The sequence below is a fragment of the Alloiococcus sp. CFN-8 genome, from assembly GCF_049943125.1.
In the GTDB taxonomy this organism is placed as follows: Bacteria; Bacillota; Clostridia; order Clostridiales; family Clostridiaceae; genus JAEXZL01.
The window spans coordinates 1,960,307-1,980,017 of sequence record NZ_CP188040.1; the positions used below are offsets into that span (position 1 = coordinate 1,960,307).

18 protein-coding genes are annotated in these 19,711 nt (G+C 37.7%); 13 read left to right on the top strand and 5 right to left on the bottom strand.

The features are described 5' to 3' along the window. The first annotated feature begins 117 nt into the window (after positions 1-117). The 3 genes from ACPWSR_RS09020 to ACPWSR_RS09030 all read left to right on the top strand — a co-directional run bounded on the left by ACPWSR_RS09020 (position 118) and on the right by ACPWSR_RS09030 (position 5,795). Positions 118-1,185 (top strand): carbamoyl phosphate synthase small subunit, encoded by a 1,068-nt coding sequence (locus tag ACPWSR_RS09020; protein ID WP_426347904.1) that lies wholly within the window; start codon positions 118-120, stop codon positions 1,183-1,185. After that, the gene (carB, locus tag ACPWSR_RS09025; protein WP_426347905.1) at positions 1,172-4,381 is read left to right on the top strand and encodes a carbamoyl-phosphate synthase large subunit; all 3,210 of its coding nucleotides are present in this window, start codon (positions 1,172-1,174) and stop codon (positions 4,379-4,381) included. The genes ACPWSR_RS09020 and carB overlap by 14 nt, the downstream gene beginning before the upstream one ends. Before the next feature lie 241 nt (positions 4,382-4,622). Further along, positions 4,623-5,795 (top strand): iron-containing alcohol dehydrogenase, encoded by a 1,173-nt coding sequence (locus tag ACPWSR_RS09030; RefSeq protein WP_426347906.1) that lies wholly within the window; start codon positions 4,623-4,625, stop codon positions 5,793-5,795. A gap of 65 nt (positions 5,796-5,860) precedes the next feature. On the opposite strand, the gene ACPWSR_RS09035 is transcribed toward ACPWSR_RS09030, so the two are convergent. The 3 genes from ACPWSR_RS09035 to ACPWSR_RS09045 all read right to left on the bottom strand — a co-directional run bounded on the left by ACPWSR_RS09035 (position 5,861) and on the right by ACPWSR_RS09045 (position 9,028). Further along, a complete protein-coding gene (locus ACPWSR_RS09035) occupies positions 5,861-6,439 on the bottom strand; it encodes a hypothetical protein (protein WP_426347907.1) in 579 nt (192 codons plus the stop codon). Positions 6,440-6,704: 265 nt separating this feature from the next. Further along, positions 6,705-8,414 carry a M3 family oligoendopeptidase gene (locus ACPWSR_RS09040; protein ID WP_426347908.1) on the bottom strand — a complete coding sequence of 570 codons (1,710 nt, stop codon included), beginning with the start codon at positions 8,412-8,414 and terminating at the stop codon, positions 6,705-6,707. Between the two features lie 161 nt (positions 8,415-8,575). After that, complete coding sequence (locus ACPWSR_RS09045; protein ID WP_426347909.1) at positions 8,576-9,028, bottom strand: GNAT family N-acetyltransferase; 453 nt, start codon at positions 9,026-9,028, stop codon at positions 8,576-8,578. Between the two features lie 305 nt (positions 9,029-9,333). Here ACPWSR_RS09045 and ACPWSR_RS09050 point away from each other — a divergent pair, with 305 nt between their 5' ends. The 3 genes from ACPWSR_RS09050 (at position 9,334) to ACPWSR_RS09060 (ending at position 11,481) form a co-directional block, all read left to right on the top strand. Next, a complete protein-coding gene (locus tag ACPWSR_RS09050; RefSeq protein WP_426347910.1) occupies positions 9,334-9,813 on the top strand; it encodes a hypothetical protein in 480 nt (159 codons plus the stop codon). 98 nt (positions 9,814-9,911) lie between these two features. Then, complete coding sequence (locus ACPWSR_RS09055) at positions 9,912-10,991, top strand: serine hydrolase domain-containing protein (protein ID WP_426347911.1); 1,080 nt, start codon at positions 9,912-9,914, stop codon at positions 10,989-10,991. Positions 10,992-11,100: 109 nt separating this feature from the next. Further along, a complete protein-coding gene (locus ACPWSR_RS09060; protein WP_426347912.1) occupies positions 11,101-11,481 on the top strand; it encodes a hypothetical protein in 381 nt (126 codons plus the stop codon). A gap of 37 nt (positions 11,482-11,518) precedes the next feature. Here ACPWSR_RS09060 and ACPWSR_RS09065 read toward each other — a convergent pair whose 3' ends face one another. Then, positions 11,519-12,022 carry a flavin reductase family protein gene (locus ACPWSR_RS09065; protein ID WP_426347913.1) on the bottom strand — a complete coding sequence of 168 codons (504 nt, stop codon included), beginning with the start codon at positions 12,020-12,022 and terminating at the stop codon, positions 11,519-11,521. A gap of 70 nt (positions 12,023-12,092) precedes the next feature. After that, the gene (locus ACPWSR_RS09070; protein ID WP_426347914.1) at positions 12,093-12,944 is read right to left on the bottom strand and encodes a patatin-like phospholipase family protein; all 852 of its coding nucleotides are present in this window, start codon (positions 12,942-12,944) and stop codon (positions 12,093-12,095) included. A gap of 214 nt (positions 12,945-13,158) precedes the next feature. Between ACPWSR_RS09070 and ACPWSR_RS09075 the strand changes: the two genes are divergently transcribed. The 7 genes from ACPWSR_RS09075 to ACPWSR_RS09105 all read left to right on the top strand — a co-directional run bounded on the left by ACPWSR_RS09075 (position 13,159) and on the right by ACPWSR_RS09105 (position 19,610). Continuing rightward, positions 13,159-14,031, top strand: coding sequence for a substrate-binding domain-containing protein (locus ACPWSR_RS09075; protein WP_426347915.1), 873 nt, complete (start codon positions 13,159-13,161; stop codon positions 14,029-14,031). Positions 14,032-14,126: 95 nt separating this feature from the next. Then, positions 14,127-15,011 (top strand): phosphate ABC transporter permease subunit PstC, encoded by an 885-nt coding sequence (gene pstC / locus ACPWSR_RS09080; protein WP_426347916.1) that lies wholly within the window; start codon positions 14,127-14,129, stop codon positions 15,009-15,011. After that, positions 15,008-15,838 (top strand): phosphate ABC transporter permease PstA, encoded by an 831-nt coding sequence (gene pstA / locus ACPWSR_RS09085; RefSeq protein ID WP_426347917.1) that lies wholly within the window; start codon positions 15,008-15,010, stop codon positions 15,836-15,838. Before pstC ends, pstA begins: the two co-directional genes overlap by 4 nt. Positions 15,839-15,841: 3 nt before the next feature. After that, positions 15,842-16,591, top strand: coding sequence for a phosphate ABC transporter ATP-binding protein PstB (pstB, locus tag ACPWSR_RS09090; protein ID WP_426347918.1), 750 nt, complete (start codon positions 15,842-15,844; stop codon positions 16,589-16,591). A 1-nt stretch (position 16,592) separates the two neighbouring features. Continuing rightward, on the top strand, positions 16,593-17,243 hold the full coding sequence (phoU, locus tag ACPWSR_RS09095) for a phosphate signaling complex protein PhoU (RefSeq protein ID WP_426347919.1): 651 nt from the start codon (positions 16,593-16,595) through the stop codon (positions 17,241-17,243). Positions 17,244-17,258: 15 nt separating this feature from the next. Then, positions 17,259-17,930 (top strand): response regulator transcription factor, encoded by a 672-nt coding sequence (locus ACPWSR_RS09100; RefSeq protein WP_426347920.1) that lies wholly within the window; start codon positions 17,259-17,261, stop codon positions 17,928-17,930. A gap of 3 nt (positions 17,931-17,933) precedes the next feature. Then, positions 17,934-19,610 carry a sensor histidine kinase gene (locus tag ACPWSR_RS09105; protein ID WP_426347921.1) on the top strand — a complete coding sequence of 559 codons (1,677 nt, stop codon included), beginning with the start codon at positions 17,934-17,936 and terminating at the stop codon, positions 19,608-19,610. Positions 19,611-19,711 lie beyond the last annotated feature (101 nt).

Here is a 19,711-nt window from a genome sequence, read left to right on the forward strand (position 1 = left end):
AAATGTTATGAAGAATTTAATAATAGATAGCTGAAGGATAAGGAAGGGAGCATTTTGTGTTCTCTGAATTATCCTTTTTATTTTTTATCCCGTCAGTAAAAATAGGAGGTATCTATTATGGAAGGTAAATTAATATTGGAAAATGGTGAGGTCTTTACAGGAAGAGCTTTTGGATATATGAAGGAGACCGTTGGGGAGGTAGTATTTAATACGGGGATGACGGGATATCAGGAGGTGCTCACAGACCCGTCTTATTACGGTCAGATTGTAGTGATGACTTATCCTCTAATAGGTAACTACGGAATAAATTTAGAGGATGGTGAAAGTGTAAGCTCTAAGGTAAGAGGTTTTGTTGTGAGAGAGGCCTGTTATTACCCAGGAAACTTTAGATGTGAGCTTACCCTAGAGGATTACTTAAAAAACAATAAGATAATGGCTCTAGAAGGCATTGACACAAGAGCGCTGACTAAGCTTCTCAGGAATAATGGAACCATGAGAGGGATTATAACCACTGGAAGTCCCACGGAGGAAGAGGTACAGTCAAGGCTTAAGGCTTTTGATAATTCTAAAGCAGTGATGGAGGTAACTACCTCTAAAAGCTACACTATTCCTGGAAAAGGAAAGCATGTGGTTCTCATGGATTTTGGAGCAAAGGAAAATATAATACGCTCCTTTAAAAAGAGAGGCTGCAAGATTACAGTGGTACCAGCATATACAAAGGCTGAAGAAATACTAGCTTTAAATCCTGAGCTTGTATTCTTATCCAATGGTCCAGGAAACCCAGAAGATTTAGGGGAAGCTGTGCAAAACTTAAAAGCTCTTGTGGATAAAAAGCCTATAGGAGGGATATGCCTTGGACACCAGCTCATGGCCCTGGCATTGGGAGGGGAAACCTCCAAATTAAAGTTCGGACACAGGGGCTGCAATCATCCTGTAAAAGCAGTTAAGGAGGATAAGGTTTATATAACCTCTCAAAATCACGGGTATTATGTAAATAAGCTTCCAGAGGGTATGGAAGCAACTCATATAAGCATGAATGATGGAACCCTTGAAGGGATGAGGCATAAGAAGCTGCCTATATATACTGTTCAGTTTCATCCAGAAGCCTGCCCAGGACCTGGAGATATTAATAGTATATTTGATGAATTTCTGGAGCTAGGAGGAGAAGGCTATGCCATTAAATAAAAGTATAAAAAAGACGCTGGTTATAGGCTCTGGTCCCATAGTAATTGGCCAGGCAGCAGAGTTTGATTATTCCGGAACTCAGGCCTGTGAGGCTCTTAAGGAGGAAGGGATAGAGGTTGTACTTATAAATAGCAATCCTGCAACTATAATGACAGATAAGGAAGTAGCTCACAAAATATATATAGAGCCATTAACGGTAGAGTTTGCGGAAAGAATAATAGAAAAAGAAAGACCAGACAGTATTTTGGCGGGAATGGGAGGACAGACAGGCTTAAACCTAGCTGTAGAGCTTTATGAAAAAGGGATACTGGATAAATACAATGTGAGAGTAATAGGTACCCCTATAGAGTCTATTAAAAAGGGAGAAGATAGAGAGCTGTTTAGGGAAGAGATGAAAAAGATAGGTCAGCCCTGCATAGAAAGTGAAATAGTAAACACCTTAGAGGAAGGGATGGCCTTTGCAGAAAAGATAGGGTATCCGGTGATTGTAAGACCAGCCTACACCCTAGGAGGCACCGGTGGAGGCATAGCAAATGATCAGGAGGAGCTTATAGAGATTTTGGAGCTGGGACTTCAGCTGAGCACCATTGGGCAGGTTCTTCTAGAAAAGAGTGTTAAGGGCTGGAAGGAAATCGAGTATGAGGTGATGAGAGATTCTAAGGGTAACTGCATCACCGTCTGCAACATGGAAAATATAGATCCTGTAGGAATTCATACAGGAGACAGCATAGTGGTTGCTCCAAGCCAGACCCTATCAGATAAAGAGTACCAGCTTTTAAGAAGCGCATCCTTAGAAATAATTGATGCCATAGGTATAGAAGGAGGCTGTAATGTTCAGCTGGCCCTAAATCCTCAGAGCTTTCAGTACGGGGTCATAGAGATAAATCCAAGGGTTAGCCGTTCTTCAGCACTGGCCTCAAAGGCAACAGGCTATCCCATAGCAAAGGTGGCAGCTAAGATTGCTCTGGGCTATTCCTTAGATGAAATTGAAAATGCTGTAACGAAGAAAACCTATGCCTGCTTTGAGCCTTCCTTGGATTATGTTGTGGTAAAAATCCCTAAGTGGCCCTTTGACAAGTTTACTACGGCAAAAAGACAGCTGGGGACTAAAATGATGGCCACTGGTGAGGTCATGGCTATAGGATCCACCTTTGAGCAGGCCTTTTTAAAGGCTGTTCGTTCTCTGGAGCTGGGGGTGTATACCTTAGAGTATGGGGCAATGAAGGAAATGACCTTAGGAGAGCTGAAGGAAAGGGTTATGTTTCCTGATGATGAGAGGATATTTGCCATAGCGGAGCTCATAAGAAGAGGCTACAGAGAAGATATGCTCTGTAATATAACTGGGATAGATAGCTTCTTTGTGAGAAAGCTGAAAAATATTATAGATAAGGAAGAGGAAGTGAAGAAGCTTACTATAAAGGATTTAACCTATGATATCCTCCACAGCTTAAAGAAAATGGGCTTTTCTGATAAGGGTATTGGCAGCCTTATGGGAATAAGCCCTGATGAGATATACCAGCTGAGAAGAGCAATGAATATATACCCTGTATATAATATGGTAGATACCTGCGGAGGAGAGTTTGAGGCAGAAACCCCTTATTATTATTCTACCTACAATACCTTAGATGAATCGGTGGTAAGCAGCAGAGAAAAGGTAATAGTAATAGGCTCAGGACCCATAAGGATTGGTCAGGGAATAGAGTTTGACTATGCCTCTGTTCATGCTGTTAAAGCCTTAAAAAAGCTTGGCTATGAGACCATAATAGTCAATAATAATCCTGAAACTGTAAGCACTGATTTTGATATCTCTGATAAGCTTTATTTTGAACCTCTCACAGAGGAGGAGATATTAAATATAGTCGATAAGGAAAAGCCTAAAGGAGTAATACTTCAGTTTGGAGGGCAAACGGCTATAAAGCTGGCATCCTTCCTAGAGAAGAAGGGAATAGAGATTCTAGGTACAAACTTCTCCCAGATTGATGAAGCAGAGGATAGGGAAAGATTTGAAGCTCTTTTAGAAAGCCTTAATATTTCAAGACCTAAGGGGATAGGGGTATGGAGTAAGGAGGCAGGTCTCCAAAAGGCTGAAGAATTAGGCTACCCCGTCCTTGTGAGACCCTCCTATGTTTTAGGAGGTCAGGGCATGGAGATTACCTATACTAAAGAGCAGCTTAGCTACTATTTAGAAAAAGCCCTCCTTAAGGATAAGAAGAACCCTGTGCTCATAGATAAATATCTCATGGGAAGGGAGCTGGAGGTAGATGCCATCTGTGATGGAGAGGATATATTGATACCAGGGATTATGGAGCATCTAGAAAGAGCAGGAATTCACTCTGGAGACAGCATAACCATGTATCCAAGCCAGAATATAGCAGGGGAAATAAAAGAAAATATCCTTGCTTATACTAAGAAGCTTGCCTTAGCCATAGGTATAAAAGGAATGATCAATATTCAGTTTATAGAATATCAGGGAGAGCTCTATGTAATAGAAGTTAATCCTAGGGCTTCCAGAACAGTACCTTATATAAGTAAGGTAAGCGGTGTTCCTATAGTGGAGCTTGCCACAAGAATAATGCTGGGAGAGAAGCTTAAGGCTTTAGGCTATGGAGTGGATATATATAAGGAGCCGGAGCTGATTTCAGTTAAGGTACCGGTATTCTCTACAGAGAAGCTTCCCAGGGTTGAGGTTTCCTTAGGTCCGGAGATGAGATCCACGGGAGAGGTGCTGGGAGTAGGTAAAACCATAAATGAAGCCATGTACAAGGGCTTTATGGCAGCAAAAATGGGACTTAAATTTAGAACCATGAAAATATTAGCTACAATAAATGATAATGATAAAGAAGAATTCGGAGTGCTAGCTAAGGAGCTTCAGCACTTAGGCTATGCATTTATAAGTACCAAAGGAACCTCTGATTACCTAACCTCTATAGGAGTTCCCAATGAGACTGTTAGAAGGCTTGGAGAAGAAGAGCCTAATATATTAAATATCATAAGTAACCTAGGAGTAGACTTAGTAATCAATACCCCCACTAAAGGTAATAACTCACAAAGAGATGGCTTTATAATAAGAAGAGCTGCTGTAGAGAAAAATATAGGAGTAATAACCACCCTGGATACCTTAAGAGCATTAGTAGCTGCTACTAATGCTTATAAAGAAAACAAGGATAGGGAAGGACTAGAGGTATACGCCCTATAAAATCATTAAACTAAAACTGTATGGAAGCTAATCCTATGAATTATTTCTTGGATTTAGCCTCTATATGGTTTTTATCAATATTAAAAGACATTTAATATATTGAAGTCATTATCTTATGATATAGTATAAGCAGAGAATATTTTTATTTGGAAAACGATTTCTAAAAATAAACATAAGAAGATAGCTTTTCATTTTTAAAAATAAAGCTGAAAAAATATTATTATATATTTAGGAGGTATTTATGGACAATTTTAATTTTTATGCACCAACCTATTTTGCTTTTGGTAGAGAAAGTGAGAAAAAAACTGGTAGACTTGTAAGACGCTTTGGAGGCTCTAAGGTTCTGGTTCATTATGGTGGCGGATCTGTAAAGAGAAATGGAGTATTAGATGCCGTACTTAACTCTTTAAAGGAAGAAGGACTAGAGTATGTAGAGCTAGGCGGAGTTAAGCCAAATCCTAGAAGTGGGCTGGTGTATGAAGGAATTGAGCTTTGTAGGAGAGAAGGGATAGATTTTATCCTGGCAGTAGGTGGAGGAAGTGCTATTGACTCTGCTAAGGCCATAGCAGCAGGAGCTGTTTATGAAGGAGACTTCTGGGACTTTTACAGCAAGGATATGTCTGTGCGCAATGCCCTTCCTGTAGGAACAGTACTTACTATAGCTGCAGCAGGAAGCGAAGGCTCACCAGATACAGTTATTACCCATGAGGATGGTATGCTTAAAAGAGGAGCTTCTGGAGAAGCCTTAAGACCAAGATTTTCTGTGTTAAATCCTGAGTTCACCTGCACCCTTGATGCATATCAAACAGCTTGTGGTGTTACAGATATCATGGCTCATGTTTGTGAAAGATATTTTACTAATACTAAAAATGTGGAAACCACCGATAGATTATGTGAAGCTGTGTTAAAGGCAGTCATTACAGAAGCTCCTAAGATTATCCATAACTTAACGGATTATGAGGCAAGAGCCAATCTAATGTGGGCAGGAATGGTTGCTCACAATAATATAGTTGGTGTTGGAAGGGAGCAGGACTGGTCCAGCCATGGTATAGAGCATGAGCTTTCAGCCCTTTATGATGTAGCTCATGGAGCAGGTCTTGCAGTGATCTTCCCTGCCTGGATGACCTATGTAATGCACCACGATGTAAACCGATTTGCACAATTTGCCGTTAGAGTATGGGACTGTGATATGAACTTTGCAAATCCTGAGCTCACAGCCTTAGAAGGAATTAAGCGATTCAAGGAATTCCTAAGGGGAATAGGTATGCCTACAAACTTTAGAGAGCTGAGAGCTGAGGAGAAGGATATACCAAGGATGGTGGAAACCTTAGGAGTTACAGAGGAAAGAAGAATAGGAAGATTCGTACCTCTTGGACCTAAGGATATAGAAAATATCTATAGGCTTGCTTTATAGAAAAATATATAAAAAATGGGAACCAGAGCGTATAAAAATATCCTCTGGTTCCCTGTTATTATAACTTAAATTTCATCGTCTTTATCAGTCTTTTTGCCCTTTGTATTGTTATCTTCAGTGGTGGTGCTGTCTGGATCTTTTTGTAGCTGGTTTAAATATTCCTCTATATCCTCTTCTGTTAGATCCACATAATAATTTAATTCATCTTCTTCTTGCTGTAAAAGCTCCTTTTCCAGTTCTTCGTCTAGGAGCATTTGGTCCATGGCTTTTAAAAGATCCTCTTTTTTAATTTCTGAATGGCGTAATTCCTGTTTTAAAAGCTCCTCTTCATGGTTTATTTCTCTGCAGTTATATAGATTTTCTAGATAATCTATAGCCATTTTGCAGTTTTCTAAGGAGATAAAGCAGCTGACCTCTCTCAACTCCTGAATATCTGTTAGTTTGCTTTCACCTATCATGGGGATTGGTTTTGCGTCAAAATCCTGAAGGAGGGCTTGATAGGCTTCAAGGGACATATAGGAATCCTTCGCTTCATAAGCATCTGCCCTAACCTCAGAGCGAAACCAGCCTATAATATAATACTCCTTGAGCTTAAGGATATATCGATCCTTATACCTCATAGGAAATTTGTGATCTTGATTCATGATTTACAACCTCCTGTTGGTGCATATTTTACTACCTCCTGAGTAAGAACGCTATAATTTATATTTCAGCCAAGAATAGTTGTGTTTTATATAATAACATAATTTTTTTATTTTGTTACATTTTTAGGATATTGTATATAAAACTTTAAAATTTACTAGGGGAATAAGGGTGAATTAAAAGCTGTAGCCATCAAAAATAAAAAAAGAAGCCTATGAGGGGGATTCCTCTTAGACTCCTTTGATGTTTTATATTGAATCTATTTAATTAGCTGTTCATCTTTTCAATTTCAGATAAAAGCACTTCCTTAGGATAGGATATAGCCTTTGCTACACTGCCTTCCTCAAAGGGAACTGAAAGATTTGCTACCTTAAGAAGCTCTAAATAACTCTTGCTGGCACCAGCCCTGCATAGATTGAGATAATCCTCCCAGGCCTGGTCTTTATTTTCTTCAAAGCGTTTTTTAAGCTCCATGGCACCCATGGTGGTTAAGGTGTAGTTTATATAGTAGAAGGGATATAGGAATATATGAAGCTTGTGATACCAGAAGCCACCTCTATCCATGAATTCATCCTCGTTGTATTTTCTCCAAGGCATGTATTTTTCCTCGAGCTTATGCCATTCAAGGGTACGCTCCTTTGGAGTTAGCTCAGGATTTGCATACATTATGTGCTGGAATTCATCCACGGCAACACCGAAGGGAACAAAGGTCATAGCCTCCTGGAGATGAGCAAATTTAAACTTATCTGCCTTATCACCAAAGAATTGCTCTGCATAAGGATAGGAGAACTGTTCCATGGCCATAGAATGTATTTCGCAGATATCGGTGCTTGGACTGAAGTATTCTGATGTCTTTTGATGCCTCATAGCTTCATAGCCAGCAAAAGCATGACCAAGCTCATGGGTTAATACCTGCATGTCACCTATTGTATTATTAAAGCAGGAGAATACAAAGGGGGCCTTATAATCTTTAAGGGAGGTCATATAGCCAGTAGAAGCCTTGTTAGGCTTATTTACTAAATCCATAAGATCATGGTCTATCATAAAGTCTATAAAGTCACCGGTTTCAGGGCTGAGGTCATGATACATCTTTCTTGCTTCCTCAACTAAATAAGCCTCATCACCAATGGGCTCTGCATTTCCATCGGGGAAGATGAACTTTTCATCATAAACCATGAGGCTGTCCACACCGATTCTTTTAGCTTGAGCTTCATAGAGCTTTGAGCAGAGAGGAACTATTTCCTTTCTTACCTGCTCTCTGAAGGCTGCAACCTCCTTCTGTCCATAATCACTTCGGCCTTGTTGAAGATAGCCAAGGGGAATAAAGTTTTCATGACCAAGAGCCTTACCCATTTTATTTCTTATTTTCACTAGCTCAGCAAAGATTTCTTCCATCTTTTCTTCATTGCTGTTATAAAAGTCAGAATACGCCTTGAAGGCCTTTCTTCTCATCTCTCTATCAGGATGCTCAAAGTACTTTTGAACCCCGTATAGGTTAAGAACCTGTCCATCAAAATCTATTTTAGCTGTAGCCATGAGCTTCTGATAGGCATTGGTAAGCTTGGCCTCTTCCTGCATGTAGGGCACTAGAACTGGATCGAAGCTATCTAAGCCTCTCTGAATCCTTTTAAGAAGCTCTTCTCCGTATTCTCTATTTATATCCTCCCTGTATGGACTTTCTAAAAGCCCTTTATTGAATTCTGTTAAATTCACCATCAGTAGTGGAAGCTCGTTATCTACCGTTTCGTTTTCTTTTTCATAGAACTCATCGGTGGTATCTAAGGTGTGTCTGATAAAAGCTATAACTGCTTGAGTTTCAAGCTTTGAGCTAAGCTCCTCTACGGTATTCATAGCAGCCTGTACATCCTCAAAGCTTCCAGCATTTTTTACTTGCTTTGTGAGTACTTCAATTTCCTTTTTGATATTTTCAAAATCAGGGCGTGTGTACTCTAAGGTCTTAAAAGAAAAATCTCCCATAAAATCATCTCCTTACATAAATAGAAACATTAACGATATGTTATCTAAATATTTATAATTTTTATATATTATTCTATCATACTGCAAAGGAATTTTTAACCATTTAAGTATAAATAATAATTATTTTGAATAAATAATTATTATTTATTAAATTGACCAGCTTAAAGGGAGTATCTGAGGTTGTAGCAATCGGGCACATCTTCTGATATATAACCAGTATCCTGAAAACCAACCTTTTTATATAGGTGCAATGCAGCAAAGTCATTTTTATTAACACATACCTCTACAGAAGAGTATTTTCTCTCATCCTTAAGGATATTAAGGATTTTCTTCAGGGCATCAGTACCATATCCATTACCTTGAAATCCAGCATCGATCATAAGCTGCTGCAGCTCATAACATGTAGGCTCCTCGTCTAAATCCCGTACCATTGTAATGCCTATAATAGCTTTATCAGATGCAATTGCAAAGACTCTAGCCCGGCAATTTCTATAAACATAACCTCTCGCTAGAATTCCCATAGGAGATGCTACGAAGCCTTTTTGTTCCTCCGAAACCTTTAACCGTGCTACTTGAAGCCAGTTATTTTCATCAATCTCTTTTAAAGTAATCATTTTATAACCTCCAGAAAATTATATTGGAGGGTTATTTATAAGCCCTCCGTAATCCACTTGATATGAAACTGTTGTTGCTGTTCATAAATCATCAACCCTTTCTTTCATATGATATTTATCATGATGCCGAAGCAAAATAATAGCTTGTTTGAATATTAGAGATATACAGCTATATATATACTATTATAATACTTTAATAAGTATAAATAAGGATATTAATGTAATAATTGTAAATAAATTTATGTTCAGATATAATAAATTTATAGTGTGGAATTATTTTATAACTTGTTTAGGGAGAAGTGGGTATGGGCGCTATAGAGAAGATAGTAGGATTTATCAAAAAAAGTGGATTTGTTATACTGGCCTTAATAATCAGTCAAATAGTAAGCTCGTCTTATGGAAGAATAGCTGGTGAAGCAGTTTTTTGGCTTATCACTGGTGTTATCAGCGGAATTAAATATCTAAAGAGGAGAGAAGCTAAAGCATTAATTGACACATATTTAGTAGAGAAGAATTTTAAAGACTATAAGCTCTTAAATGTAGAGCAGAAGGAAAATGGTCTTTGGAGAGCAGAATGCATGGTGTTGGATTATGAAAAGTATTATGATGACTTAAAATTTGATGTCGAGCTAGATACCTGGAGCGGAAGATATTTTGATAATTTCACAGAAAAAGAGCAGGAGCACCTTTTGGAATACTCTGATAGGGAGAAACAGCTAGAAGCTATGAGTGTTATTCAGGAAGAGGCAGCTGACATTCAAGAAGAAGTATTTGAAACTATTTAAAGAATAGTGCTTATTAGTAAAAACACAGCATAGTATAATACAGTTAATGGAGAAGATAGTTCATTTGGCCATTAAGACAAGGAGCTTGGGTTGGAAAAATGAAGAAGAGAAAAGTTTTAAGGTCAATAGCGGTTATCGCTATTTGTATAGGATTAGTTATGGTTAGTTTATATATCTATAGTAAGTACCAAATGAGAAAAATTCCTGAACTATCTTTTCAGGAAGCGCTTGAATATACTATGAAAGGCAATGAAGAGGCTATAATTACCGTTGGTATTATAGAAAATGATAAAGCTTCTTATAGGGTCTATGGAGAAAACGGTAAAGAACTATCATCAGAGCTACATACATATGAAATAGGTTCCCTTACAAAAACCTTTACTGCGGCAATGATATCCAAGGCAATAGAGGAAGGTTTAATAGGAATAAATAATACTATAGATGAGTACCTTTCACTATCGAAGGGAAACAGCTATCCTACCATAAAAGAATTACTAACCCATACATCTGGATATAAGCCATATTATTTTGAAAGTCAAATGATATCTAATTTCCTCAAAGGAAGAAATGATTTCTATGGAATTACAAAGAAGATGATTCTGGACAAAGCATCTGATATAGATTTGCCTAATGAAGAATATTCCTTTAATTATTCTAATTATGGTTATGCAATGTTAGGTTTAGTTCTTGAAGAAGTATATGAAGAAGATTACACCGCTTTAATGAATCAATACCTTCAAGATGACTTACAGCTGCCAAATACAGAAATATCTAATAAAGATGGTGACTTGAATAATTATTGGGATTGGAAAGATAATGATGCTTATCTACCAGCAGGAGCCATTACCTCTGACATTTTAGATATGCTAGCTTATGCACAGATGCAGATGGATCAAGAAAAATATTTTTCACAATGCCATGAAAGTATAAAGGAAATTTCAGAATCTACTGTACAAAATAAGATGATGAATATCAATATGGATGCAATAGGCATGGCATGGCTTATTGATAAAGAAAATAATATAATATGGCATAATGGAGGAACTGATGATTATAACAGTTATATGGGGTTCAGCCCTGAAAGAGGTGTAGCCGTTGTAATACTGTCAAATCTTTCTCCAAATTACAGAATTCCTGCTACAGTCATAGGAATTAAACTATTAAAAGCTTTGAATTAATTAATTGTAATATGATCCTAGTGTTTACTAGTAAGAATACAGCTTATTATGTTACTATAATATGATAATGTGAACAGAATTAAATATGGGAGTATGGATAGAAAATATTATGGACAATTTTACAAAAGAACATTTAATAGAAGCCTTGAGAGTAGTAGCATCAACTATTAGCAGGTGTGAGAAAATACAGCCTAAATTTGCTGAGGGGACATCTCAACATACTCTCCTTAGGAATAGGATAAAAGCACTGTATATTTCTAAAGCTTTAATAGCTGCTGACAGTACTATAGATACGTATACTAGAGAAGAATTGATGGCTGCATTACCGCCAGTATCTTCTATTATAAGTAAAACAGAAAAGGCGCAGAGTAAGTATGAAGAAGGGACTGCTCAGTATAAGCGGTTTGAGCCTACAATTAAAGCCATGAAAATATCAAAGTCATTGATAGAGTATGAGCTTTTTCATAGAGAAAACAAAAGCCCGCAATAGCGGGCATTTGTTTTTAGAAGCTTGTTTTCGTTGTCTTTTATTTTTCTAGAATCTCCAGCACCTCTCCAATATAGAGAGTATGATAATCCTTCAAGGGATACATTAGGGCGTCGTACTGGCTTTGATCAAAGTCTGATGGTGATAGGTCGCTGTGAAGGAGCTTTTTGCATACCATAACTAGCTTGGCTTCTTCAAAATAGGTTGTTCCAGAATGGAAGACTGGGGTGAGCTTGGTTTCTTTTACCTTGTCCACATCTCTTCCAGAAACCCTCCCGCAGAGGGCTAGAGCTTCTCTGTATTCTTCAGTGAAGAAGCTTAAGGTGAAGGTATCGTTCCTATCTAAAAATTCTTTAGTGTATCTGGTAGGTCTTACATAAATGGTGGCAGCATTCTTGTTCCAGAATACTCCTAAGCCCCCCCAGCTGGCGGTCATGGTGTTGAAGCCTTTTTCATCTCCAGCGGTAATAAGAAGCCATTCCTTACCTATGAGGGTAAAGGGGTTAACAGTAAAGGTATTAGGGTCTACAGCTTTAAAGCTCATTGTTGATTACCTCCCAAGTTTTTATTAACTATATATTTTATTACCACAATTGAGTAATAAATTCTTAAGCTTAACTATTTAAAAAAGCCATAAGGCTATCATAGCTTTCCTCTCCACACTTATAGCCAGCTTCGTAGAGGGCTGTAAGCTTTTCTTTATCTTTTTCTATTCTTCCTAGATTTACTGGTTCTTTAGGCTGTATAACAAAAGCACGACCTGCCTTAACCTCTTGTTCTATTAAATCTAAGCTTTCATTATAATTAATATGCCTCTTTTCTATGGTCTCAATAAGCTTAGGATAAGCTTTATATTTTCTTTTAATTAAGGGCAGCATTTTGTTGGGACCCTTTCTATAGCCTGGATGCTGAGTAAGTATAATTACATTTTTTGTGTTACCATCTTCTATGGCCTTCTGGAGGGGAATAGAATCTGCTATCCCTCCATCTAAGTATTTTTCTCCTTTTATTTCTACCATCCTAGCCAGCAATGGTAGAGAGCTGGAGGCCCTTACAGCTATGATATCCTCATGAAGGTCCTCAATGGTTATATATTCTGCTTTACCAGTTCTGCAGTTAGTTACTACCACCTTAAAAACTGAAGGATTATTATCAAAGGCTTCAAAGTCATAGGGATGCAGCTTATTAGGTATTTGGTTATATATTAAATCTACTCCAAAAAGATCTCCTGTTTTAACTAAGCTGTAGAAGCTGCAGTAATTTCTATCCCTTAAATAGTTCACATTGGTCTCAAAGGCTCTCTTTTTCTGCTTTGAGAGATAGCTACAGCAATGGCAGGCTCCTGCTGATACTCCATAGCAGGCGTCAAAGGATATGTTTTTATCTAAAAAGAAATCAAGTACTCCAGCAGTGTATACTCCTCGCATGCCACCGCCTTCTAGTATAAGTCCATTAGCTCCTGTCATAAAAACACCTCGAATCGGTAAATGATAAAAATATTAATAAAAATATTATAACACTTCTTTATAAAGATACTCTTTATTTTTTCTTATCTTTAGCTAAAAAAATAAAGTTGATTTTACATAGATTTTACAGTACACTCCTTAGTTTTTTACAGAGGGTTTGTACAATGTAAATTGTAAAGTTGATTTAAACCTTATAAATTCAGGAGGAAATAACATGAAATTAAATAAATTAATCAAGGCAGCAATAGCTTTATCAGCAGCTACAACAGTACTTGTAGGCTGCTCTGGAGGATCAGAAGGCTTTGACAGTAGTGAATATATATCAGTTATATCTAGAGAGGATGGTTCCGGTACCAGAGGAGCTTTTGTTGAGCTCATGGGAATTGAAGAAAAGCAACAGGATGGAACAAAGACAGATAGAACTACAGAAGAGGCAATAATAACAAGTAAAACTGATGTAATGCTTACTAATGTTTCTGGAGATGAATATGCTATAGGCTATGTATCTCTTGGATCCCTAAATGATACAGTAAAGTCTTTAAAGATAGATGGAGTGGAAGCTTCTTCAGAAAATATAAAGAACGGCAGCTATGCGGTTTCTAGACCTTTTAACATTGCCGTAAAAGAGGATATTTCAGAGGTAGCTCAGGATTTTATAGACTTTATTTTAAGTGCTGAAGGACAAGCAGTAGTATCCGATAGCTATATAGCTGTAGATGATGCAGCAGAAGCTTATTCAGGAAGCAAGCCAGAAGGAAAGGTTGTTGTAGCTGGCTCCTCCTCTGTAAGCCCAGTAATGGAAAAGCTTAAGGAAGCCTATGAAGAGATAAATACTAATGCAACTATAGAGATTCAGACTAGTGATTCCACTGCAGGAATGACAGGTGCTATGGATGGAACCTGTGATATAGGTATGGCAAGCAGAGAGCTAAAGGATAGTGAGCTTAAGTCCCTTACTCCAATTACCATAGCTATGGATGGAATAGCTGTAATAATAAATAATGAAAACCCATTAGAGGATATCTCCACGGAAGCAGTTAAGAACATATATGTAGGGGAAACCACTACTTGGGACGAGGTAGAATAAGGATATTCAAAATTCCTACCCTTATAGGGGGAGCAGTGTAAGGGTGAGCTTCGGCTCACCATAAGCTGTTCTTATTTAGAGTAAGGAGATAAGCGATGGATATTAATATAAAATATAAAAAAAATAGCAGAATAAAAGAAAAGGCAATGGAGCTATTGTTTTTAATTACAGCGATAACATCCATTCTTGCCGTTGTTTTAATATGTGTTTTCCTCTTTGCTAGTGGAATACCAGCTATGGCTGAGGTAGGGATTTTTGATTTTTTATTGGGTGAAAAGTGGGCTCCTACTAATAATCCAGCATCCTTCGGAATACTTCCTATGATAGTGGGAAGCCTCTATGTTACAGCTGGAGCAATAATTATTGGTGTTCCTATAGGAATATTAACTGCAGTTTTTATGGCAAAATATTGTCCTAAGAGACTTTACAAGATTTTGAAACCAGGAGTTGAGCTGTTAGCAGGAATACCTTCTATAGTTTATGGTTTCTTTGGCCTTGTGGTATTAGTTCCTCTAGCTAGAGAATTATTTCCTGGGAATGGAAGTAGTATATTAACTGCCTCAGTGCTATTAGGTATCATGATACTTCCAACCATAATAAATATCAGCGAATCAGCTATAAGGGCAGTTCCTGAAAGCTATTATGAGGGAGCGCTAGCCTTAGGAGCTACTCATGAGAGGGCAATATTCAGTACAGTACTTCCTGCAGCAAAATCTGGAATATTAGCAGCGGTGGTTTTAGGTATAGGAAGAGCCATTGGAGAGGCAATGGCAGTAAATATGGTAGCTGGTAACCAGGCAAGAATACCTGACAGTATATTTAAAGGCGTTAGAACCTTGACCTCTAACATTGTAATGGAGATGGGATATGCACAAGACTTGCATAGAGAAATGCTCATAGCTACTGGAGTTGTGCTTTTTGTATTCATTCTCATAATTAACTTATCTTTCTCTTTAATTAAAAGGAGGAAAGCACAATGAATAAAAAACATTTTAACTATAAAGCTTTTATTTTGAAGAACCTTGTAAGGCTTTCAGCTGCTTTAACCTTTTCTACACTAATTTTTATAGTTGTGTATATTTTGGTTAAGGGGGTACCTTACTTAACTCCTTCACTTTTTGCACTGGAATATAACAGTACTAATGTTTCCTTGATGCCTGCACTTTTATCAACCCTTGCTATGACTCTTTTAGCTCTTGCAATTTCTGTTCCTATAGGTATAGCTACAGCTATTTATCTAGTGGAATATGCAAAGCGAGGCAACAAGCTGGTAGAGATCATAAGAATAACTGCAGAAACCTTATCGGGTATACCTTCCATAGTATATGGACTCTTTGGAATGATTTTCTTTGTAACCTATTTAGATTTTGGATATTCTCTTCTATCTGGAGCATTAACTCTTGCAATAATGATTTTACCTCTTATTATGAGGACAACTGAGGAAGCATTAAAATCAGTGCCAGATACCTTTAGAGAAGCTAGTTTTGGTTTAGGTGCTGGAAAGCTAAGGACTATATTCAAGGTAGTTCTTCCTTCAGCAGTACCAGGAATTTTGGCTGGGGTAATCCTAGGAGTTGGCCGTATAGTAGGAGAAACTGCAGCTCTGATATATACAGCAGGTACAGTGGCACAGCTTCCTGATGGAGTATTCTCTTCAGTAAGAACACTTTCTGTACACATGTATGTACTTTCCGGTGAGGGACTTCACATTAATCAGGCATATGCCACAGCGGTAGTACTTTTATTGATTGTATTAATTATAAATACTCTTTCAGGATTCTTTGCAAAAAAAATAACGGCGAGGTAAGTTATGAATAAAATAAAGGTTGAAAATTTAGATTTATATTATAGTGATTTTAAGGCTTTAAAGAATGTTAATTTAACCATAGAGGATAAGGCTATAACTGCCTTTATAGGACCTTCAGGCTGTGGTAAATCTACCCTTCTTAAGAGCATAAACAGAATGAATGATCTTGTGGAGGGCTGCAGAATAGAAGGCAAGATTTTATTAGATGGAGAGGATATCTATGGAGATATGGATGTGAACCTTCTGAGAAAAAGAGTGGGGATGGTTTTTCAGAAGCCTAATCCTTTTCCTATGAGCATCTATGATAACATAGCTTTCGGCCCAAGAACCCATGGCATAACTTCAAAGGAAAAGCTTAATGAGATTGTAGAAAAGTCCTTAAGAGCAGCGGCAATCTGGGATGAGACTAAGGATAGGCTTCACAAGAGCGCCTTAGGTATGTCTGGAGGACAGCAGCAGAGACTATGTATAGCTAGAGCATTGGCTGTAGAGCCAGAGGTGCTTCTCATGGATGAGCCTACTAGTGCTTTGGACCCTATCTCTACTGGTAAGATTGAAGAGCTTGTTCTGGAGCTGAAAAAAAATTATACTATAGTTATGGTAACCCATAATATGCAGCAAGCTACCAGGGTTTCTGATAAAACCGCCTTCTTCTTGATGGGAGAAATAGTTGAATATAATGATACAGAGGAATTATTCTCAATGCCTAGAGATAAGCGTACTGAGGATTATATAACAGGGAGGTTTGGTTAATATGAGAAATAGATTTGATGAGCAGCTGGTGAATCTTAATAATGAGCTGATAGAAATGGGAGGCCTCATAGAGGAGGCTATTGAAAATGCTGTTGTAGCCCTGATAAATCAGGATGTAGAGATAGCTAAGAAAACAATAAACCTTGAAGGAGAAATCAATGAAAAGGAAAAGTACATTGAAAGCCTATGCCTTAAGCTTCTTCTTCAGCAGCAGCCTGTAGCCAGTGACTTAAGACTAATTTCTTCCGCTTTAAAGATGATAACGGATATGGAGAGAATAGGAGACCAGGCAGAGGATATAGCAGAGCTAACTATGCATCTTTCTACAAGACCTTACATTAAAAAGCTTGAGGATATTCCTAAGATGGCAAAGGCAGCAGTAAAGATGGTTAATGATAGCATAGATGCTTATGTCCATAAGGATTTAAATCTTGCTATGTCTGTAATAGACTATGATGATGTGATGGATGAGCTGTTTGATTTGGTAAAGGAAAAGCTTATAAATGCTATTCAAGGAAACAAGGAGAACGGAGAGCAGGCTATAGATTTATTAATGGTTGCTAAGTATTTTGAAAGAATAGGAGACCATGCAGTAAATATAGCTGAATGGGTTGTTTACTCAATTACCGGTGAGCATAAAAGCTATGAATAGATAGGAGTTGTTTATGTGACCAGAATTTTTTGTGTTGAGGATGAAGAAAATATTAGAGAGCTTATACTTTATGCCTTAAAGTCATCTGGCTTTGAGGCTCTTGGCTTTGAAGAGGGTGAAGCTTTTTTTAATGCCCTAAAGGGTGAGCTTCCGGAGCTTATACTTTTAGATATAATGCTTCCAGATATAGAAGGAACAGAGATACTTAGAAGGCTTAGGATGAATTCCCATACAGCTCACATACCTGTTATCCTCCTTACAGCAAAGGACTCGGAGCTGGATAAGGTTAAGGGCCTAGATTTAGGTGCTGATGATTACATAACTAAGCCCTTTGGAGTACTGGAGCTTATATCAAGAATAAAGGCTGTCCTCAGAAGAAGTAGCCCACAAAGCAGTGATATCATTACCTTTAAAGAGCTTATTGTAAATAATAAGAGCAGAACTGTTTATGCTTATGGAGAGGAGATAGTCCTCACCTATAAGGAGTTTGAGCTGCTGTTTTATCTCCTGCAGAATAAAGGAATTGTTTTGAGCAGAGATAAAATAATGGATGCTATATGGGGCTTCGATTTTCAAGGGGAAACGAGGACTGTAGATATGCATATCAAAACCCTGAGGCAGAAGCTGGGCACCTTAGGGAGCATCATAGAAACCGTTAGAGGAGTAGGCTATAAGATAGGGGGTTAGTATATGCATAAAAAAATCTTTAAAAATATGTCTATCCTTGCGATTCTTGTAGCTTTAGCTGCGTCGTTTCTTTACAGTGCATACTATTATAGCTTTTTTCGAAGTCAGCTGAAGGATGAGGTTAAGGAAAAGGCTATTATTATTTCAAAGGGAATAGAAGGCACTAGTGATAAATACACTTACCTTAAGAAGCTGGATTTAAAGGGCAGCAGTAATAGGTTGACGCTTATAGATCACCAGGGAGATGTGCTTTTTGATAGTCACCTAGATGAAAGTGTCCTTGAAAATCACTTGACTAGACCTGAGGTGCAGGAAGCTATAAAAACTGGCTCTGGAGAAGAGGTAAGAGAGTCCTCCACGCAATTAGAAAGGATATATTATTATGCTTTAAGGTTAGCAGACGGCTCTATTCTTCGATTGGCAATGACCACTCGGAGCTTTCAAGCAATATTTTATAGAGCTCTTCCTTATGTATTTTTATTTATGGCATCAATCATGGTTCTATGTGTATTTATAGCCTTAGGACTTACGAAAAAAATCACAAGACCTATAAACGATATAAATATAAATAATCAGGAGTTTATTCCTCCATACCAGGAGCTTGCGCCTTTTTACTATAAAATTGAGGAGCAGAATACAAGAATAAATGAACAGATGAGAGCCTTAAAGGAACAAAACAGCAAAATTAAGCTTATTTTAAGCAATACAATGGAAGGTATTGCCCTTATTGACGGAATGGGAAGGGTACTTTCAGTTAATAACAGTCTTTTAGATATAGTGGGAGCACCTTATGAAGAATATGAAGGTAGAAGCTTTCTAGAGGTGAGCAGGAAATCTATCCTGAATGAAAGCCTTAAAGCGGCACTTCAGGGAAAGGAAGGCCGTGGAGAGCTTACTATGGGAGAAAAGACCTACAGCTTTACCTTAAATCCTGTATACCATGAAGGGATTATAGCTGGGGCTATACTCCTTTTAGTAGATGTTACGGAAAAATACAAGGCTGAGATAATCAGAAGAGAATTCTCTGCCAATGTATCCCATGAGCTTAAAACTCCTTTGACCTCAATTTCAGGCTATGCAGAGATGATAAGTACTGGTATGGCTACCTTTGAGGATTCTAAAACCTTTGCGGCAAAGATACAAAAGGAGGCCTCAAGGCTTCTGGAGATAATAACTGATATAATGAAGCTTTCAAGGCTAGAGGAGGGAAAGCTTCAGGAGGATATTAAAGAGGTTAATCTTCTTAAAATTATAAATACCTCAGCAGAGAGGCTCTCAGGAGCAATAGCTGCTAAGGAATTAACTCTAGAGCTTCCTCTTACGGAAGCTTATACCTTTGGCAATGAAGGTATGCTGGAGGAGCTTGTATTCAATCTTATGGAGAATGCTATTAAATATAATAAACCGCAGGGGAAGATTTCTGTAGAGCTTGAAGAAGATCATCACCTGGTGAAGCTTAGAGTTAAGGATACTGGCATAGGTATTTCTTTTGAGGATCAAGAAAGGATATTTGAGAGATTTTATCGTGTAGACAAGAGTCATTCTAAAAAAACTGGAGGCACTGGCCTTGGTCTTGCAATAGTAAAGCATATTGCAGAATACCATAAGGGCTCTATAAGGGTAATCAGTGAAATAGGTAAGGGAACTACCATGGAGGTGACCTTAAGAAAAGAAGGCTAAAGGGCCTTCTTTTCTTAAGGTCTTTTTTTATACAAAATAAAATTTTTTTAGTGAGATTTTTTATTGCTTTCAATTGTATTATAAGTGAAAGGAGATGATTA

Bases quoted from the DNA above. Each gene is read 5' to 3' on its own strand.
- ACPWSR_RS09040 (WP_426347908.1), bottom strand. From the start codon at position 8,414: ATGGGAGATTTTTCTTTTAAGACCTTAGAGTACACACGCCCTGATTTT.
- ACPWSR_RS09075 (WP_426347915.1), top strand. From the start codon at position 13,159: ATGAAATTAAATAAATTAATCAAGGCAGCAATAGCTTTATCAGCAGCT.
- ACPWSR_RS09070 (WP_426347914.1), bottom strand. From the start codon at position 12,944: ATGACAGGAGCTAATGGACTTATACTAGAAGGCGGTGGCATGCGAGGA.
- pstA (WP_426347917.1), top strand. From the start codon at position 15,008: ATGAATAAAAAACATTTTAACTATAAAGCTTTTATTTTGAAGAACCTT.
- ACPWSR_RS09035 (WP_426347907.1), bottom strand. From the start codon at position 6,439: ATGAATCAAGATCACAAATTTCCTATGAGGTATAAGGATCGATATATC.
- ACPWSR_RS09045 (WP_426347909.1), bottom strand. From the start codon at position 9,028: ATGATTACTTTAAAAGAGATTGATGAAAATAACTGGCTTCAAGTAGCA.
- phoU (WP_426347919.1), top strand. From the start codon at position 16,593: ATGAGAAATAGATTTGATGAGCAGCTGGTGAATCTTAATAATGAGCTG.
- carB (WP_426347905.1), top strand. From the start codon at position 1,172: ATGCCATTAAATAAAAGTATAAAAAAGACGCTGGTTATAGGCTCTGGT.
- ACPWSR_RS09065 (WP_426347913.1), bottom strand. From the start codon at position 12,022: ATGAGCTTTAAAGCTGTAGACCCTAATACCTTTACTGTTAACCCCTTT.
- ACPWSR_RS09050 (WP_426347910.1), top strand. From the start codon at position 9,334: ATGGGCGCTATAGAGAAGATAGTAGGATTTATCAAAAAAAGTGGATTT.
- ACPWSR_RS09055 (WP_426347911.1), top strand. From the start codon at position 9,912: ATGAAGAAGAGAAAAGTTTTAAGGTCAATAGCGGTTATCGCTATTTGT.
- ACPWSR_RS09060 (WP_426347912.1), top strand. From the start codon at position 11,101: ATGGACAATTTTACAAAAGAACATTTAATAGAAGCCTTGAGAGTAGTA.
- ACPWSR_RS09105 (WP_426347921.1), top strand. From the start codon at position 17,934: ATGCATAAAAAAATCTTTAAAAATATGTCTATCCTTGCGATTCTTGTA.
- pstB (WP_426347918.1), top strand. From the start codon at position 15,842: ATGAATAAAATAAAGGTTGAAAATTTAGATTTATATTATAGTGATTTT.
- pstC (WP_426347916.1), top strand. From the start codon at position 14,127: ATGGATATTAATATAAAATATAAAAAAAATAGCAGAATAAAAGAAAAG.
- ACPWSR_RS09020 (WP_426347904.1), top strand. From the start codon at position 118: ATGGAAGGTAAATTAATATTGGAAAATGGTGAGGTCTTTACAGGAAGA.
- ACPWSR_RS09030 (WP_426347906.1), top strand. From the start codon at position 4,623: ATGGACAATTTTAATTTTTATGCACCAACCTATTTTGCTTTTGGTAGA.